The organism is Actinomadura litoris, assembly GCF_009733595.1.
Classification (GTDB): Bacteria; Actinomycetota; Actinomycetes; order Streptosporangiales; family Streptosporangiaceae; genus Spirillospora; species Spirillospora litoris.
Genome location: NZ_WOFH01000021.1, coordinates 85,782 through 102,215, shown reverse-complemented (window position 1 = coordinate 102,215; position 16,434 = coordinate 85,782). Strand labels below are relative to the sequence as shown.

The window sequence follows — 16,434 nt, the reverse complement described above, 5'->3', positions numbered from 1 at the left end:
CGGTCTCAGTTCGCCTCGCGCAGGATCGACCTGCCCTCACGCAGCCAGTTCGCCGCCGTGTCCTCCTCCAGGTAGCCGTCCTCCAGCACGCCGGCGACGAACACCTCCTTGGCGCGTCCCGGCGGGAAACTGAGGTCGCCGTAGACGTTGCCGACGCAGAAGGCGTCGATCTTGGCCTCGGGCTTGGCGAAATAGAGCGAGTAGTGAAGCACCTGGGCGCGGATCACCTCGGCCGTGAGAAGGCCGCCGTCGTCGCCGTGGTCGCACAGCACGACGGTCGCGACCTCAAGCGCGCCGCTGATCGCGGCGTTGATGCCGTAGCGGAACAGCGCCGCGTGGGCCCACACGTCGCCCTGGACGGCCAGGATGCTGCCGTAGGCGTCGCCGCCCGCGACGGCGTCGAGCGTCCCGTCGACGATCAGGTCGCCGCGGATCGCGACCCCGTAGTCGTCCCGGTGGTCGTCGAACAGCGCGCCGGTGTCGGCGACGTGGACATCGCCGTCGTAGAACCGGATCTCCTCGAACGAGTACATGTCCTCGTCCGGCCATTCGACCTCGGGCATCCGCCGCTGGGCCTCGTCGAACGAGATCAGCTGGAAGGCGTCGACCGCGAGCGACGGGCGGCCGGAGCGCCCGACGGTGCGCGTCCTCGGCGGGCCGAAGTCCTGGCGCGGCGCCTCGTACACCCTGTCCGGGGCGTGCTCGCCGTCGAAGTAGAGCGCGCCACGGAACCGGTAGGGCGGGCCCTGCTCGACCCAGCCGGCATAGAGGTGGCCGTCGCCCCAGGGCAGGATGCTCGTGAGCCGGTACGGCGGCTCCGCGGCGGGCAGCGGCCGCAACGCGCCGTCGCGGCCGAGCGCTCCGACGTAGCCGTCCTCACCGGCGACCACGAAGCGGTCGCGGCGCGGATCGTAGCTCAGGCATTCCATGTCGAGCGCGGGAACGCCGTCGCACGGCTCGGGCGTCCCGCCGGGCGCGGCCAGGTAGAGCTGGCCCGCGTCACCGGCCACCGCGAAGCCGCCGTCGGACGAGTAGGCGAGGTCGGTCAGCGGCGCGTGTCCGGAGAAGACCATCTCCTCGGTGCCGTCGGGGAGGCGCCGCAGTATCTGGCGGCCGACGACGAACACCGGCTCCCCGCCGGGGGCGGCCACCGCGCGGACGACGCGCTTGCGATCGAATCGCGGCTGCGCGCGCAGTTCGCGGGTCCGCGGATCGAGCGTGGCGACGAAGCCCTTTTCCCCGGTGACCCAGATCAGGTCCCCGATCGGCGTCAGCCCGAACAGGCAGCCGCCCTGCCGCGTCTTGATCTCAACGACGCCCTCGTCGTCCTCGTCGTCGGCCGCGGAGTCGACGATCGCGGTGTCGATGACCGCGAGGAACCCGTGTTCGCCCGCGACGACGGCGGTCCGGTCGTCGAGCGGCAGCACCGCGCGCACGCCGTGGGCGTCGATCGGCCAGGCGCGCCAGCCCTCGGCTCCGAACCGTAACACCGAGCTCTCGCCGCGGCCGCCGCCGGCCGCCCAGATCGTCCCGTCATGACCGGCGAGGACCAGGGGCCCCGGCACGCTGCCGAGCGTCGGGTGCCCGTCCTTCAAGAACGCATCCATGGGACCCGCAACCTAGCCCATCCATGACGCACCCGATCGAAGAATTCACCATCTGGAAGCCGATTTAGCGGAATGAGTCTCCGCGATCACTCTAGGTCACTCCAGGGTTTCTGAAAATGCTCGACCGCCGATGATGTCAGCGGCCGGAAACATTGGAGGAAAAGGTTGGGGCGGGGTGGCCCGTTCCAGTGGGCCACCCCGGTGCTTCTTCTCGGCCTGGCCTACTTTCGGTAGCAGAGGTAGATGTACTTGCCTCCGGCTCCCTTGTTGAGGTCCACGTCGATCCTGGTGTAGCCGTCGGGCGCGTTGGCGTTCGGGTCGGAGGAGGAGACGACGGTCAGGTATTGGATGGGCGCGTAGTCGGCGGTGCGGGTGAAGGTCAGATAAATGTAGGCGCCGCCCGCGCCCTTGTTGAGGTCAGTGTCGATCTTGATGTAGCCGTCCGGGGGATCCTGCTCCTTGGAGAGGAGGAAGTAGATGTCGCTGACCGCCTCCTCGGAGCCGTCGGTCTCGAAGGCGAGGTAGAGGTAGGCGCCGCCGGCGCCCTTGTTGAGGTCGGTGGGGTCCTTGTGCCAGCCGGGCGGGGGAGGTTGGTCCTGGCCTTCCAGGATGGTGATGTTGGTGACTGCCACGCGCTGTCTCCTCTGCCGTATCGAGGGGATCTGAGCGGTACCGCTCGCTACACCGGTATGGCTACCCCACGGCATTGATCACCTACCGGAAAAGTGAACCTTTCTGATTTTGGTGTCTTTTGTCATTCGGGGGGTGCGGTTTACGGGCTCTCCGTTTCGTGTTCCGAACAAGTGGACGGAGCCCGAGTGGTCGTCAAGTTCGGCGCCGGGGAGGTTTTCATAACCGGTTCGGGGGCGGGTTCTGTCCGGTAAATCGGTGGCCTGGCCCGCATGGATGTGGTTAGGGTCGCGCGGGTGATCTACGAGCATCCCTTGGCCTACCTGCTCGGCATCGAGGGCGCCGCGCTGCTGCGGGCGTTCACGGGGGAGGGCGACCGGCGCTTCGTCGAGGAGCGGCTCGCCGAGGTCCGGCGGCTGCTGGACGATGAGTCCCTGGCGGACCTCGGCACCGAGGTGCGGCGGGTCGGCACCGTCGAGGGCTACGGCGTGTGGGCCGGGACCTATGACGACCCCGGCAACGCGGCGTTCGACATCGACCGGCCCGTCGTCGCGGAGATCCTCGGCGGGCTCGCGCCGGGGGAGGCGCTGGACGCGGCGTGCGGCACCGGCCGCTACGCGCGTGACCTGGTCGGACGCGGGCACCGGGTCATCGGCGTGGACAGCTCACCGGACATGCTCGACCGGGCCCGCGCGAGCGTCCCGGAGGCGGAGTTCCGGCTCGGCGACCTCCATCGGCTGCCGGTGGACGGCGGGGCCGCGGACGTGATCGTGTGCGCGCTCGCGCTGACCCACGTCGCGGACCTCGGGCCCGTGATGGCGGAGTTCGCCCGGGTGCTGCGGCCGGGCGGGCATCTCGTGATCTCCGACGTCCACCCCGAGGCCGTGGCGCGGGGGTCGGTGCCGTCGGTGCGCGACACCGACGGCCGCCCCGCGCGACTCGCGACCCACCGGCACCCGATCGGGGACTATCTGCGGGCGGCCCTGGCGGCGGGCCTGCGGTTGCGGCGGTGCGAGGAGCCTCGACCGCCGGCCGCCTCGCACGGGGCCTCCGGCGAGGCGGGCCCGTGGGAACTGTGGCCGTGGAGCCTGGCGCGCATGATTCCCGAGGCGGCGGGCGCCGCGAACGCCGGAGTGCCCGCGATGGTCGTCTGGCATTTCCAGGCATGACGCGCAAGGCGTGACGGATCAGGGTTCCGGGCGGCAGCGTTTCGCGTCGACGAATCCGTTCCAGGAGAAGGCCGTCTGGCAGCGGTGTTTTCCGGTGGCTCCGCTGATGACCTTGATCACCACATCGACGCCGTTGACGTCGCAATTGTGGGCGGTGAGGTTGTAGTAGCCGTTGTCTCCGGGGGTCGTTTCGCCGAAGAAGCAGGTGTAATAGCCGCCCGCGTGGGCGGCCGGGGTGGCCGGCGCGGACGAGAGCAGGCCCGCGAGCACGGTGGCGGCGACGGCGAGGCTGGTGAGGCGCACGATGATCCTTTCGCGGATCCGGCTTTCTCCTCTCAAATTAGGGAGTGGGAGCCGCCGCCACAATGGGGGGCCGGGATCGGTTGCGGCTTCAGGGGTGTTCGTTCGTGCGGATCGGTTCCAGTCGGGGGCGTTTCGCGATACGTCCGTCCGCCGATGAGCGGCCGCGTAGCCGCCGCACCACCCATGGGCCGAGAAAAGTCGCGGCCCATGTGGCTTCGGCGCGGGCGCGATGCCATTGCGGCACCGGCGGTAGTGGCGGAAGGGGGGCCGTCCAAGATGTGTCGGCATCCGGAAGCGCGAGGGCCTCGGCGACCGCCGCCGCGATGCGCGCGTGGCCGAGCGGACTGGCGTGGATGCGGTCGCCGCTCCACAGCCGGGGATCGGTCGTGACGGAATGCGGAAAGGTGTCGACCAGTACGACGTCGTGGCGGCGGGCCGCCGCGCGGATCCGGGCGTTGAAGTCCACGAGTTTCGGGCGCAGGTGCCGGACGAGCGGGGCTATCTTCCCGACGTCGGGAAAGGTGAAGGCGACGACCCGCGCGCCGGACGCCGTGAAATCGGCGTACATCGCCTCCAGGTCGGCGGTGACGGCGCGGGCGTCGAATCCGGGCCTGATGAGGTCGTTCACCCCGGCCATGACCGTCACCAGGTCGGGTTCCAGCGCGAGGGCGGCGCCCGCCTGCTCGGCCCGGATCCGCCCGGTGAGGTGCCCGCGGACGGCGAGGTTGGCGTAGCGGAAGTCCGGTTCCCGGGCGGCCAGGGTCTCGGCCAGCCGGTCGGCCCAGCCGCGATAGCCGGTCCTGTCGTCGCCGTCGTTCAGACCCTCGGTCTGGCTGTCGCCGATCGCCACGTACCGCAGGTAGCGCAATGGTCCGCCTCCACGATGGGGTCCGCCCTAAAGCCGTCCTGACCCGCACGATACCCGCAAATGATCATGATGGGGGGCAGGGGTGAAACCGGTGTGAAAGGGCGCTGAAGGGCGGTCGCCGCAGGGTTCGGGGCATGACGAACTCAGTGGAGCAGACGGCCATCCATGTGGCCGGGCTGCGGAAGGCGTTCGGGGACAAGGTCGTCCTCGACGGGCTCGACCTGGACGTGCGGCGCGGGACGGTCTTCTCGCTGCTCGGCCCCAACGGCGCGGGGAAGACGACCACCGTCCAGATCCTGTCCACGCTGATCGGCGCGGACGCCGGGGACGTGCGCGTCGCGGGCTGCGACCTCGCCCGCGACCCCGAGGGCGTGCGGCGGGCCATCGGCGTGACCGGGCAGTACTCGGCGGTGGACGGGCTGCTCACCGGCCGCGAGAACCTGATCATGATGGCGGACCTGCACCGGCTCGGCCGGGCCGCCGGGCGGCGCGCCGCCGACGAACTGCTGGAGCGGTTCGACCTGGCCGAGGCGGGCCGCAAGCAGGCCGCGGCGTACTCGGGCGGGATGCGGCGCAAGCTCGACCTCGCGATGACGCTGATCGGCGGCCCGCGGATCATCTTCCTGGACGAGCCGACGACCGGCCTGGACCCGCGCAGCCGCCGGACGATGTGGGGGATCATCCGCGAGCTGGTCCGGGGCGGGGTGACGGTCTTCCTGACGACGCAGTACCTGGACGAGGCCGACCAACTCGCCGACCGCGTCGCGGTGCTGGACGGCGGGCGCCTCGTCGCCGACGGGACGCCCGACGAGCTGAAGCGGCTGGTGCCCGGCGGCCACGTGCGGCTGCGGTTCGCCGACCTCGCCTCGCTGGACGCGGCGGCGCGCGCGCTCGGCACCAGGACGCGCGACGACGAGGCGCTCACCCTCCAGGTGCCCTCCGACGGCGGCGTGCGGGCGCTGCGGGAACTGCTCGGCCGCCTGGACGCGCACTCGATCGAGGTCGACGAGCTGTCGGTGCACACCCCTGACCTCGACGATGTCTTCCTCGCCCTGACCGGGCGGCCCGAGAACGAGGCGGCCCCGGCATGAACGCGCTCCACGACTCGGCGACGATGCTGCGCCGCAACCTGCGGCACGCGCTGCGCTACCCGGCGCTGACGATCGCGACGATCGCGACCCCGATCCTGATGCTGCTGCTGTTCGTCGGCGTGTTCGGCAACGCGCTCGGGACCGGGGTCGGCGGGCCGTCCAAGGACGACTACATCGGATACGTCGCCCCGGGGATCATCCTGATGGCGGTCGCGTCGGGCTGCATGGTCACCTCGGTGTCGGTGTGCGTCGACATGACCGAGGGCATCGTCTCCCGGTTCCGGACGATGCCGATCGCGCGCTCGTCGCTGCTGACCGGCCATGTCGCCGGCAGCATGATCCAGACGCTGCTGAGCACGTTCGCGGTGGTCCTGGTCGCGGTGGCGATGGGGTTCCGGACGAACGGGACCGTGCTCGACTGGCTGGGCGCGATCGGCCTCCTGACGATGCTGACGTTCGCGCTGACCTGGCTCGCGGTCGTGATGGGGCTGGTCGCGAAGAACCCGGAGGGCGCGAGCAACTCGCCGCTGCTCGTCCAGTTCCTGCCGTTCCTCGGCAGCGCGATCGTCCCGCCGGAGTCGATGCCCGCCGGGGTGCGGTGGTTCGCCGAGTACCAGCCGTTCACGCCGGTGATCGAGACGCTTCGGGGGCTGCTGATGGGCACGCCCGTCGGGCGGGACGCGTGGATCTCGGTGGCCTGGTGCGCCGGGATCGCGGTCGTCAGCTACGTGCTGGCCAAGCGGCTGTTCAACCGCGCTCGGTGAGGACGGCCAGCGCGGCGGACCGCAGCCCCGGGCGGTCGAGGCCGGCGTACTCCGACACCGCGTCGGCGTACGCCGGCCCGTCGGCCTCCTGGGCGGCGCGGCGGGCGAGGGGCGCGGACATGGTCGGCTGGAAGTTGCGGATGAAGCGCAGCCGCTCCGCCAGCGCGATCATGCGCGCGGCCCGCGCGGGCTCGCGGCCGCGGGCCAGGTCGGTCAGCGCGAGCGCCAGCAGGACCGCGCCGCAGACCGGCTGGTCCATGTAGAAGGACGGGATCCGCTCCTCGGGGAGGGTGAGCAGCATGGTCAGCCTGCCGGGGAGCCCGTCGGCGATGTGCTCGACCGCGCCGATGCCGCCGTGCCGGGCGTGCGCCACGACCGCCGCGCTGTGGGTCTCCAGCGTGAACGGGTCGAGGTCGAGGTCCGCCGAGGCGAGCGGGCGTTCGGCGTCGTCCAGCTGCTCGGCGGCCCGGCGCCACAGGGCGAGGCCGGCGGCGGTGTCGCCGCGCGCCAGGGCGATCTCGGCGCGGGCGCAGAGGTAGAAGGTGGGCGTGCCGGACGCCTCGTCCGCCTCATGTGGGAACGAGACCTCCAGCCAGCGCTCGGCCGCGTCCAGGTCGCCGAGCTGGAGGCTGATGATCGCGAGGGCCCAGCGCAGGCCGATGACGTCGGCCCACGCCTCGTGCCCCTCCAGGACGTCCAGCGCCACGCGCATGTGGCGCTCCGCGCGGGCGCTCTGGTCCACCTGCATGTACAGCTCGCCCAGGCGGGAGTGGGAGGCCATCCGCATCCACGGCGCCTCCTGGTCGTCCAGCGCCCCGACCATCCGCTCGGTGGCGGCGATCGCGCCGTCCAGGTCGCCGCGGCTCTCGTGGAGGTAGCCCGCGACGGCGTTCGCGGCCCCCGCCAGCAGCGGCTCGCCGCTCGCGCACATCTCCGCCAGCGCGGCGCCGTCGCGGCCGAGGATCTCCGGCAGCGACCGGACGACGGTGGCGATCGCGTTCCCGACGGTCGTGGGCGGGACGGGCGGCAGGCGGCGCAGCGCGACGAGCGCTCGGGTCGGGCGCGGCCCGTCCAGCACCAGGCCGGTCATCGCGCACAGCGTCAGCGCCGACCGGGCGACCTCGACGTGCTCGGGCCCGGGGCGGAACCGCGACAGCGCCCCGGCCGTGTCGGCGGTGAGCGCGGCGAGCCGGTTGAACGCGGACTCGACCGTCCACAGGCAGCCGAGGACGGCGGTCACGGCGGCGACGGCGGGCCCGTCCCGGCGGTCGAGGGCGTGGTGCAGGGCGAGCTGGAGGTTGTCCTGCTCGGCGCGGACCAGTTCCCCGGTCGCGAACGGCTCGGCGCCGAACAGCGCGGCGTGGTGCGCGGCGCCGAACCCCTGAGCCCACGCGATGAGCCCGTCGACCGCGCGGGCCTCCTCGCCCGCCTCCGCGAGCCGGGCCGCGCTGAACTCGCGGACGGTCTCCAGCATCCGGAACCGCGCGCCCGCCCCGGTGTCGGACACCTTGAGCAGCGACTGGTCGGCGAGGTCCGCCAGGACCGCCAGGACGTCGCCGCCGACGAGGTGGCGCGCCGCGGCCGCGGTGAAGCCGCCCGGGAAGACCGACAGCGCCCGCATCGCGGCCCGCCCGGACGGGTCGAGCAGCGCCCAGCTCCAGTCGACCACGGCGTGGATCGTCCGGTGCCGGGACGGCGCGTCGCGGGCGCCGCCGCGCAGCAGCGCGAACCGGTCGCCGAGGCCGCGCGCGATCTCCGGGACAGACATGACCCGGACCCGCGCCGCCGCCAGCTCCACCGCGAGCGGCAGCCCGTCCAGATGGCGGCAGATGTCCTCCACGGCGTCCGCGGGCAGGTCGGCGCGCGGCCGCGCCGCCCGCGCCCGCTGGAGGAACAGCTCGGCGGCCGTCGCGAGGTCCAGCTCGGGCAGCGGGTACACCGACTCCGACGACAGCCCGAGCGGCGCGCGGCCCGTGGTCAGCACCCGCACGTCCCGCGTCAGCGACACCAGCGCGCCGACCAGGTCGGCCGCGCCGCCGACGACGTGCTCGCAGTTGTCCAGGACGAGCAGCGCCGGCCCCGGCCCGAGGGCCTCGGCGATCCCGGAGACGAGGCCGTTCCGGGAGTGCGTCCCCCCACCGGGGGCCGGCCCGGCGTGCCCGGGGGCGCGGCCGGGCGTCAGCCGGGTGTCGCCGGCGCCGAGGACGGACGCGACCTCTCCGGCGACGTCCTCGTCGCGCGCGACCCCGGCGAGCGGCACCAGGTGCACCGAGCGCTGTTCGGCGCCGCGCGCGACCGCGTTCGCGAGCCGTGTCTTGCCGAGCCCGCCCGGCCCGACGATCGAGGTGACCCGCGACGCGCGCACCAGCGCGCGGACGGCGGCGAGGTCGTCCTCCCGGCCGAGCAGCGGGTTCGGCTCGTGCGCGACGCCGCGCCGCACGGGGGGCGCCGCGTCCCGCAGCAGCTCCTGGTGGACGGCCCGCAGCGCCGCGCCCGGGTCGGTGCCGAGGTCCTCGCGCAGCGCGCGCCGGTACCCCTCGTAGCGGGCCAGCGCCACCGCCGCGCCCGCCGTCGCGGCCTCGCAGCGCAGCAGCTCGCGCAGGACCTCCTCGTCCCTCGGGTACACGCGGGCCAGGGCGGCGAGCGCGTCGGCCGCCTCGGCGCGGCGGCCGAGCCGCGACAGCGCCAGGCCGCGGGCGCGCAGCAGCGTCCAGTACGTCGGGATCCGGGCGGCGCGCAGCACCGCCACCGGGTCGTCGCCCGGCGGCGCCTCGGGGCGGACCCCGTCCCAGAGGGCGAGGCCCGCGTCGGCGTGCGCGAGCGCGGCGGCGTGGTCGCCGTCGCGGGCGGACCGGGCGGCGGCGGACGCGGCGAGCAGCACGGCCGAGGCGTCCACCGCGTCCTCGGCGAGCGAGAGCCGGTAGCCGGACGGCGTGCTGGCGATGACGTCCGCGCCGAGCCGCGACCTGGCCCGCGACACGACGACCTGGAGCGCCTTGGCCGGGTTCTCCGGCCGCCCGTCCGGCCACAGGCCCTCCACCAGCCGGGACGCGGCGACGCCCGCGCGCGGCTCGGCGGCCAGCAGCGCGAGCAGGTCCCGCAGCCGCGGGCCCGTGATCTCGCGGCCCCGGCAGGCGACCCGCGTGAGCAGCGCCAGCTCGACGGCCATCAGCCGGTTCGGTAGTGCCTGCGCAGCGCGATGCCCGCCGCGACCCCGCCCGCCAGCGCGCCGGCCCCGGCGGCGGCGGGCAGCGCGACCATCGTCACCTTGCGCCCGGTGCGGAAGTCGTGGATCGGCCAGCCGTTCCGCCTGGCGTGCTCGCGCAGTTCGGCGTCGGGGTTGACCGCATGCGGATACCCGACGGCGGTGAGCAGCGGCAGGTCGTTGACCGAGTCGCTGTAGGCGGCGCAGCGCGCGAGGTCGAGGCCCTCGCGCTGGGCGAGCGCGCGGACCGCCTCGGCCTTGGCGGGCCCGTGCAGCAGGTTCCCGACGAGCCGCCCGGTGTAGACGCCGTCGCGGGTCTCGGCGACGGTGCCGAGCGCGCCGGTCAGCCCGAGCCGGTGCGCGATCGTCCGGGCGACCTCCACCGGCGTCGCGGTGACCAGCCAGACCTGCTGGCCCGCGTCGAGGTGGCCGAGCGCGAGCGTGCGGGTGCCGTGCCAGATCCGGTCGGCCATCACCTCGTCGTAGATCTCCTCGCTGAGCTTGACGATCCCGGCGACGTGCTGCCCCGCGACGAACGCGAGCGCGGCCTCCTTCGCGCTGCCGATGTGCTCGGAGTTCTCCGTGCCGCGCAGCCGGAACGCGGCCTGCCCCCACGCGAACGTGGCGAGGTCGCGCAGCGTGAACAGCCGGCGGGCGGCGAGGCCGCGCGCGAAGTAGTAGATCGACGCGCCGCGCATCATCGTGTTGTCGACGTCGAAGAACGCGGCGGCGGCCGGGTCGGGCGAAGGCGGCGGGGGCGTCGCGGCCGCCGCGGCGGCGGCCGCCGCCTCCCCGGCGCTCACGTGGTCCTCGTGCCTGCCGCGCTGCCAGAACAGCCCACGCCGCCAGATTTGCCGCATGGGCCCGAGCCTAGTCACCCGGACCCACGCGCGACGTGCCGATCTCCTCCCGGTCTCCTCCTGGTCGACCTGCCCCTACTCGACGGGTTCCGTGCGGTTGTCCTTGCGATGGTCCTCGCCGTGCCCCCCGGCGGCGGCCATCAGCCGCTCGCGCAGGTCGGCGCGGAACCGCGGGTCGGGACCGTCCCCGCTCGTCCGCAGCCGCGCCAGCGCGCCACCCTTCTCGACGATCTTGCCTCGCCTGGTTCTCACCGGCCGCTCCCTTGCGGATCCAGGCGCGAAAGCGCTCTCCTGCCCGCGAGAACGACCCTGGGGCGGGCCGGGTTACGGGCAATCCGTCATCGGACCGGCCGTCCGAGGGGGTCGGACGGGCCGTCCAGTGGTGCCCGGGGCGCACCGGTGTGTCACGTTCCGGCAGGTCACGCGGCGCCGCGCCGGCATGCGTCACCCCGGCCCATCACACGGGTCGATACCACCCGATAACACCGGTCAATAGCGTAGATCGTCCGGCAGCATCCGGGCCAGAGACCGGACGGCCCGGTATTGGAGCGCTTTGATCGCGCCCGGCTTCTTGCCCATCACGAGCGCGGTCTCGGCGACCGACAGCCCGTGCAGGAACCGCAGCACCACGCACTCCTGCTGCTCCGAGCCGAGTCGGCGGACGGCGGTGAGCAGCGTCCGGTTCGTCATCGCCTCGATCACGGCGCGCTCCGGGCCCTCCTGCGGGAGGTCCGGCTCGACCTGCTCGGCCGTGCAGACCTCCAGCCGGTACCGGCCGGACTTGAAGTGGTCGGTGACGAGGTTCCGCGCGATCGTGACCAGCCACGCGCCGAAGTCCTTGCCCTGCCAGCGGAAGTCCGGCATCCGGCGGAGGGCGCGCAGGAACGTCTCGCTCGTCAGGTCCTCGGTAAGGGAATGGGCGCCGACCCGGTAGTAGACGTACCGGTAGACCAGTTCGACATAGTGGTCGTAGAGGGAGCCGAACGCCTCGGCGTCGCCGTCCCTCGCCCGCAGCACCAGCGCCTTGAGCGTCGCGGCCCGGTCGGCCCCCGGCTCGGCCCGCGGGGTGGGCCGGTGTAGCGGGACGACCCGGGTATCGAGGGTCAAGCTGCTCATGCAGTTCTCCTCGGGGCGTACGCGACCTCCGGCGTGTTTTGCCACTCTAGATACCGAAAGGTACGGCGGGCAATGGTCGGCGGTTTGGGGTCCGCGCGGGCACCGGACGGGCACCCGGCGGGTCGCCGGACGCGAGGGTCCGCACCGGCGGTTTCCCGGGGTTTCGGACGCCGGACCGGAAAGCGGTTACCCGTCACGCCCCCGTATCGGGCACCATGGGGCGCGATGGTCGACGCTCTGCTCGCGCTGCTGGCGGCCCTGGGTGCCTTACTGGCCACCGGGTTGCTGATCTCGCGCGCCTACAAGGACCGGCTGCTCTACCTGATCAGCTGGTCCGTGACCCAGGTCGGGCTGACGCTCGCGCTGCTGTCGATGGGCGTGGGCTTCCTGGCCGGGTTCAACGGGCCGCTGTTCCGCGTCGCCGAACTCGGCGCCGCGATGATCGGGCCGGTCTGGCTCGCGCTCGGCATCATCGAGCTGATCGCGCGGTACGTGCAGGTGCGGTTCGCCGCGTGGCTGTTCGCGGTGTCCTACACGCTCGTCGCGCTCGTGATCCTCATGGTCGACCCGCTGAAGGGGTCGCTGAGCAAGAGCCTGCCGAAGCCGGGCGACACCTACGACGCGCTGCCGCTGCTGCTCATCGACGGCGCGCACGTGGTCGCGGTGATCGCGCTCGTCGGCTGCACCGGCGTCACCGCCTGGCTCGCCTCCAAGCAGGACCGCGAGGCCGGGGAGCTGCTGATCCCGGTGGCGCTGCTCGCGCTCGCCGGGGTGCTGGTGGTCAGCGGCAGCCGCGGGCTGCTGCCCGCGCCGATCGCGATCATCGCGCTGGGCGCCGCCGCCGGGCTGGTCTGGTACGGCGCGATGCGCATCGCCCCCGGCTACGAGGGCGAGGGGGGCTACGACGACGAGTACGACCGGCGGGACGACCGGCAGTACCGGGACGAGCCCGCGACCGGCTACGAGGACCAGGGGTACGAGGACCAGGGCTATGGGGACCAGGGGTACGAGCAGCAGGGGTTCGAGCAGCAGGGGTTCGAGCAGCAGGGCTATGAGCAGCAGGGTTATGAACAGCAGGGGTTCGAGCAGCAGGGTCTTCCGGCCGCGCAGCCGCGCGAGTTGGCCGCCGCCCAGGCGCCGCCCGTGACGCCGCCCCTCCCGCCGGTGCCGCAGCCGGGCCGGCAGCCCCCGGCCAAGCGCGGCGAGCTGCGCTTCCCCGAGCAGGCTCCGGCCGACGAACTGCGCTTCCCCGACGCGCTCGGCCCGCTGGACGACCCGTCCGGCGACCCGGCCGGGCCGACCTCCATCGACGGCCTGCGCGGCGCCCTGCCCCAGCCCGCCCCGCCGGGCGGCGCGCTCGCGAACCCGCTGGGCGGCCTGCCGAGCGGGTTGCCGGGCGGTCTGCCGGGCGGGTTCGGCGGCGCCGACCTGCCGGGCGGCTGCGGCCAGATCACCGTCTACACGCTGCTGGAGGGGCGCGAGGACGCCTTCGACCGGCTCGCCGCCGACCTCGTCCAGGCGGCGCGGGCGGCCGAGCCCGACACCGTCGTGTTCGCCTCGCACGAGGTGGTGGGCGCGCCCACGCAGCGGATCTTCTACCAGGTCTTCCGCGACGAGGCGGCCTTCGCCGCGCACCGGCGCCAGCCGCACCTGCAGCGCTTCCTCGCCGAGTCCCGCACGCACGTGCTGGCGACCAACGTGATCGAGCTGCGGCTCGGCGCCGCCAAGATCCCGCTGCCCGGCGCGCCGGAGTTCCCGGGGAGATGACGGTGCGGCCCATCATGATCACGCTGCTCGGCAAGCCGGGCTGCCACCTGTGCGACGACGCCCGCGCGGTGATCGAGCGCGTCGCGGGCGAGCTGGAGGTCCCCTGGGAGGAGCGCGACATCACCCGCTCCGAGGAGGACACCCGGCTCTACTGGGAGCAGATCCCGGTCACGCTGATCAACGGCGTCCAGCACGACTTCTGGCGGGTGGACGAGAACCGGCTCCGCGCCGCCGTCGAGAAACTGCGCGCCTCGCGGTAGTCCGCCCCGCGTTTCCCTCGATCGGGGACGTTTCGGGTGTCTGGTCGGTCACATCCGGGGGGCGCCGCGTCCGGCGGAACGGTCCGATGGTCCCTGCTGGGCGGGGCTTCCCGCGCGCCGGGCCTGGCCAGCGATGATCTCGTTGGCGGGGGGCCACTTTGTGCGCGTATTCACAAAGGCTTAACCTGGTCAATAGCCCTGGGGCGGTCAGGCCGCGGCCGTGCGGCCCGGCCAGGCGAGCCGGGGTGAGGGGTGCACCGGCCCCGTCCCCAGCGTCGAGCCCCGAAGAAGCAGGCCGTGACACCTCGACAGAACCGCCAGCGCGACCGCGGCATCCCCGAAGCGACCGTCGCGCGGCTCCCCGTGTACCTGCGGGCCCTGACCGGGCTCCAGGAGCGCGAGGTGGCGACCGTCTCGTCGGAGGAGCTGGCCGCCGCCGCCGGCGTGAACTCCGCCAAGCTCCGCAAGGACCTGTCCCACCTCGGCTCGTACGGGACGCGCGGCGTCGGCTACGAGGTCGAGTACCTCGTCTACCAGATCTCCCGCGAGCTCGGCCTCACCCAGGACTGGGTCGTCGCCATCATCGGCGTCGGCAACCTCGGTCGTGCGCTGGCCGGATACGGCGGCTTCGCCTCGCGCGGCTTCCGGGTGGCGGGCCTGCTCGACGCGGACGAGGCCATCGTCGGCCAGGAGATCTCCGGCAAGACCGTGGCGCACATCGACCGGCTGGAGGAGATGATCGCCGAGCACGGCGTCTCGATCGCCGTGATCGCGACGCCGGCCGGTGCCGCGCAGGGCGTGTGTGACCGGGTGGTCGCCTCCGGCGTCACGAGTGTTCTGAACTTCGCGCCTGTCGTACTCTCCGTTCCGGAGGGTGTGGACGTGCGTAAGGTCGACTTGTCCATCGAATTGCAGATCCTCGCTTTCCACGAGCAGCGCAAGGCCGGGGGCCCGGGGGACTATGAACCCGTCGCGGGCGGCGGCGAGGACCCACCCGGCCCCGCGCAGTACGTGGAGGCGGTAGAGGCGTGACGGCAGAAGCGTGACGTCGGCGGCGTTGGGATTGACAGCGTTGACGCCGGCGGAGGCTTGACGTGCTCGACGGTGGGAGAGGCTTGATGGCGGGAGAGACGGTATGAGCGTGTTGGTCGTGGGGCTCAGTCACCGCAGCGCCCCGGTGGCCGTGCTCGAACGCACGGCGGTGACCGGGGACGATCTGGCCAAGCTGCTGACCTCCGTGCACGGCGCCGCGAACGTCGCCGAGGCCGCCATCGTCTCGACCTGCAACCGGGTCGAGGTCTACGCGGTGGTCGACAAGTTCCACGGCGGCGTCTCGGCGATCTCCGAGTCGCTCGCGCTGCACTCGGGCGTCCCGCTGGAGGACCTCACCCGGTACCTCTACGTCCACTACGAGGAGCGGGCCGTCCAGCACGTGTTCGCGGTGGCGTGCGGGCTGGAGTCGATGGTCGTCGGCGAGGGGCAGATCCTCGGCCAGATGCGGCAGGCGTTCCGGCTCGCGCAGGAGCACCGGACGCTCGGCCGCGACCTGCACGACGTCCTGCAGCAGGCGCTGCGGGTCGGCAAGCGCGCCCACCACGAGACCGGGATCGACAAGGCCGGGGCGTCGCTGGTCAGCGTGGGCCTGGAGGTCGCCGAGCGGCACCTCGGGCCGCTCGCGGGCGTGCGCGCGCTCGTCGTCGGCGCCGGGTCGATGAGCTCGCTGGCCGCCGCGACGCTGAGCCGCGCCGGGGCCCGCGAGGTCGTGGTCGCGAACCGCACGCACGAGCGCGCGGTGCGGCTCGCGGAGTCGCTGGAGGTCCCCGCGCGCGCCATCGAGCTGGCCGCGCTGGACGAGGCGATCACCGCGGCCGACCTCGTCGTCTCCTGCACCGGCGCGGCGGGCCTTGTGCTCACCGCCGACCGGCTGCGCGCCCGCGGCGTCGGCGCCGACGGCCGCCGCCGCTTCTTCCTCGACCTCGCGCTCCCGCACGACATCGACCGCGCCGTCGGCGACCTGCCGGACGCGGCGCTCGCCGGGCTCGATGACCTGCGCACCGCGCAGGAGGCCCGCAGGGCGATCGGGCCCGAGGCGGTCGAGGCCGCCCGCGCGATCGTGCGCGAGGAGGTCGCCGCGTTCCTCGGCGCCGCCCGCGCCGCCGCCGTCGCGCCGACGGTCGTCGCGCTGCGCAGCAAGGCCGCCGAGGTCGTGCGGTCGGAGCTGGCCCGGCTCGGCGGGCGGCTGCCCGAACTGGACGAGCGGGCCCGCAAGGAGATCGACCAGACCGTCCGGCGCGTGGTGGACAAGCTGCTGCACGCGCCGACCGTCCGGGTCAAGGAGCTGGCGGCGGCGCCGGGCGGCGACTCCTACGCCGTCGCGCTCCGCGAGCTGTTCGACCTGGACCCGAAGGCGCCCGAGGCCGTCGCGCGCGCCGACATGCGCGAGGGGGAGCCGCAGGCGGCGCGGGAGTCGGGGCGGGCGTCCCGGCGGATCTCCCCCGGGACGGCCGCTTTCCGGGACGGCGCCGCGCGCTCGGCGCCCGCCGCCCCTACGGTGGAATCGGGCATGCGGGAGGAATGCGCGGACGCCGACTGCCTGAGCGGCGGCCCGGTCGACGCGGGCCGGGCGATCGACGCGGTGGAGGCGATCGAGGGGGCCGGCGGGGTGACCGCCGAGGCCGTCACCGCGCAGGCCGCGAGCGTGCGCGCGGTGAGCGGGCGCGACCCGCGGCGCGAAGGAGACCAGACGTGAACGGCGGCGGCGTCCGGCCGACCCGCCGGTGGACGGGCGGAGCGG

The 16,434-nt window shown here is 73.6% G+C and carries 15 protein-coding genes; 7 read left to right on the top strand and 8 right to left on the bottom strand.

The window, feature by feature from the left end; genetic code table 11:
• Positions 1 to 5: 5 nt before the first annotated feature.
• Together GNZ18_RS38835 and GNZ18_RS38830 are read right to left on the bottom strand one after the other, a co-directional pair.
• Positions 6 to 1,607, bottom strand: coding sequence for a hypothetical protein (locus GNZ18_RS38835; protein ID WP_156222228.1), 1,602 nt, complete (start codon positions 1,605 to 1,607; stop codon positions 6 to 8).
• 221 nt (positions 1,608 to 1,828) lie between these two features.
• Positions 1,829 to 2,239 carry a hypothetical protein gene (locus GNZ18_RS38830; protein ID WP_214618145.1) on the bottom strand — a complete coding sequence of 137 codons (411 nt, stop codon included), beginning with the start codon at positions 2,237 to 2,239 and terminating at the stop codon, positions 1,829 to 1,831.
• A gap of 270 nt (positions 2,240 to 2,509) precedes the next feature.
• On the opposite strand from GNZ18_RS38830, the gene GNZ18_RS38825 reads away from it, so the two are divergent.
• Positions 2,510 to 3,406 carry a class I SAM-dependent methyltransferase gene (locus GNZ18_RS38825; RefSeq protein WP_156222226.1) on the top strand — a complete coding sequence of 299 codons (897 nt, stop codon included), beginning with the start codon at positions 2,510 to 2,512 and terminating at the stop codon, positions 3,404 to 3,406.
• 18 nt (positions 3,407 to 3,424) lie between these two features.
• Here the strand turns inward: GNZ18_RS38825 and GNZ18_RS38820 are convergent, their stop codons facing one another.
• Positions 3,425 to 3,709 carry a hypothetical protein gene (locus GNZ18_RS38820; RefSeq protein ID WP_156222223.1) on the bottom strand — a complete coding sequence of 95 codons (285 nt, stop codon included), beginning with the start codon at positions 3,707 to 3,709 and terminating at the stop codon, positions 3,425 to 3,427.
• 88 nt (positions 3,710 to 3,797) lie between these two features.
• Positions 3,798 to 4,577 carry an SGNH/GDSL hydrolase family protein gene (locus GNZ18_RS38815; protein ID WP_156222221.1) on the bottom strand — a complete coding sequence of 260 codons (780 nt, stop codon included), beginning with the start codon at positions 4,575 to 4,577 and terminating at the stop codon, positions 3,798 to 3,800.
• Positions 4,578 to 4,711: 134 nt separating this feature from the next.
• Between GNZ18_RS38815 and GNZ18_RS38810 the strand changes: the two genes are divergently transcribed.
• The gene (locus tag GNZ18_RS38810) at positions 4,712 to 5,668 is read left to right on the top strand and encodes an ATP-binding cassette domain-containing protein (protein WP_156222219.1); all 957 of its coding nucleotides are present in this window, start codon (positions 4,712 to 4,714) and stop codon (positions 5,666 to 5,668) included.
• Positions 5,665 to 6,432 carry an ABC transporter permease gene (locus GNZ18_RS38805; RefSeq protein ID WP_156222217.1) on the top strand — a complete coding sequence of 256 codons (768 nt, stop codon included), beginning with the start codon at positions 5,665 to 5,667 and terminating at the stop codon, positions 6,430 to 6,432. The genes GNZ18_RS38810 and GNZ18_RS38805 overlap by 4 nt, the downstream gene beginning before the upstream one ends.
• On the opposite strand, the gene GNZ18_RS38800 is transcribed toward GNZ18_RS38805, so the two are convergent.
• The 4 genes from GNZ18_RS38800 to GNZ18_RS38785 form a co-directional block, all read right to left on the bottom strand.
• The gene (locus GNZ18_RS38800; protein WP_156222216.1) at positions 6,416 to 9,601 is read right to left on the bottom strand and encodes an ATP-binding protein; all 3,186 of its coding nucleotides are present in this window, start codon (positions 9,599 to 9,601) and stop codon (positions 6,416 to 6,418) included. The genes GNZ18_RS38805 and GNZ18_RS38800 overlap by 17 nt on opposite strands.
• Positions 9,601 to 10,497 (bottom strand): HAD family hydrolase, encoded by an 897-nt coding sequence (locus GNZ18_RS38795; protein ID WP_156222214.1) that lies wholly within the window; start codon positions 10,495 to 10,497, stop codon positions 9,601 to 9,603. Before GNZ18_RS38795 ends, GNZ18_RS38800 begins: the two co-directional genes overlap by 1 nt.
• A 75-nt stretch (positions 10,498 to 10,572) precedes the next feature.
• On the bottom strand, positions 10,573 to 10,749 hold the full coding sequence (locus GNZ18_RS38790) for a hypothetical protein (RefSeq protein ID WP_156222212.1): 177 nt from the start codon (positions 10,747 to 10,749) through the stop codon (positions 10,573 to 10,575).
• A gap of 237 nt (positions 10,750 to 10,986) precedes the next feature.
• Positions 10,987 to 11,613: a sigma-70 family RNA polymerase sigma factor gene (locus tag GNZ18_RS38785; RefSeq protein WP_156222210.1), complete on the bottom strand. Its 627-nt coding sequence runs from the start codon at positions 11,611 to 11,613 to the stop codon at positions 10,987 to 10,989.
• Positions 11,614 to 11,838: 225 nt separating this feature from the next.
• On the opposite strand from GNZ18_RS38785, the gene GNZ18_RS42870 reads away from it, so the two are divergent.
• The 4 genes from GNZ18_RS42870 to GNZ18_RS38765 all read left to right on the top strand — a co-directional run bounded on the left by GNZ18_RS42870 (position 11,839) and on the right by GNZ18_RS38765 (position 16,389).
• Positions 11,839 to 13,380: a putative quinol monooxygenase gene (locus tag GNZ18_RS42870; RefSeq protein WP_246251237.1), complete on the top strand. Its 1,542-nt coding sequence runs from the start codon at positions 11,839 to 11,841 to the stop codon at positions 13,378 to 13,380.
• Positions 13,377 to 13,640, top strand: a complete 264-nt coding sequence (locus GNZ18_RS38775) for a glutaredoxin family protein (protein WP_156222208.1) — start codon at positions 13,377 to 13,379, stop codon at positions 13,638 to 13,640. Before GNZ18_RS42870 ends, GNZ18_RS38775 begins: the two co-directional genes overlap by 4 nt.
• A 297-nt stretch (positions 13,641 to 13,937) precedes the next feature.
• Positions 13,938 to 14,672 carry a redox-sensing transcriptional repressor Rex gene (locus tag GNZ18_RS38770; protein ID WP_214618153.1) on the top strand — a complete coding sequence of 245 codons (735 nt, stop codon included), beginning with the start codon at positions 13,938 to 13,940 and terminating at the stop codon, positions 14,670 to 14,672.
• A 103-nt stretch (positions 14,673 to 14,775) separates the two neighbouring features.
• A complete protein-coding gene (locus GNZ18_RS38765; protein ID WP_446678415.1) occupies positions 14,776 to 16,389 on the top strand; it encodes a glutamyl-tRNA reductase in 1,614 nt (537 codons plus the stop codon).
• Positions 16,390 to 16,434 lie beyond the last annotated feature (45 nt).

Bases quoted from the DNA above. Each gene is read 5' to 3' on its own strand.
- GNZ18_RS38835 (WP_156222228.1), bottom strand. From the start codon at position 1,607: ATGGATGCGTTCTTGAAGGACGGGCACCCGACGCTCGGCAGCGTGCCG.
- GNZ18_RS38825 (WP_156222226.1), top strand. From the start codon at position 2,510: ATGGATGTGGTTAGGGTCGCGCGGGTGATCTACGAGCATCCCTTGGCC.
- GNZ18_RS38810 (WP_156222219.1), top strand. From the start codon at position 4,712: ATGACGAACTCAGTGGAGCAGACGGCCATCCATGTGGCCGGGCTGCGG.
- GNZ18_RS38805 (WP_156222217.1), top strand. From the start codon at position 5,665: ATGAACGCGCTCCACGACTCGGCGACGATGCTGCGCCGCAACCTGCGG.
- GNZ18_RS38800 (WP_156222216.1), bottom strand. From the start codon at position 9,601: ATGGCCGTCGAGCTGGCGCTGCTCACGCGGGTCGCCTGCCGGGGCCGC.
- GNZ18_RS38795 (WP_156222214.1), bottom strand. From the start codon at position 10,497: ATGCGGCAAATCTGGCGGCGTGGGCTGTTCTGGCAGCGCGGCAGGCAC.
- GNZ18_RS38785 (WP_156222210.1), bottom strand. From the start codon at position 11,613: ATGAGCAGCTTGACCCTCGATACCCGGGTCGTCCCGCTACACCGGCCC.
- GNZ18_RS42870 (WP_246251237.1), top strand. From the start codon at position 11,839: ATGGTCGACGCTCTGCTCGCGCTGCTGGCGGCCCTGGGTGCCTTACTG.
- GNZ18_RS38775 (WP_156222208.1), top strand. From the start codon at position 13,377: ATGACGGTGCGGCCCATCATGATCACGCTGCTCGGCAAGCCGGGCTGC.
- GNZ18_RS38765 (WP_446678415.1), top strand. From the start codon at position 14,776: ATGAGCGTGTTGGTCGTGGGGCTCAGTCACCGCAGCGCCCCGGTGGCC.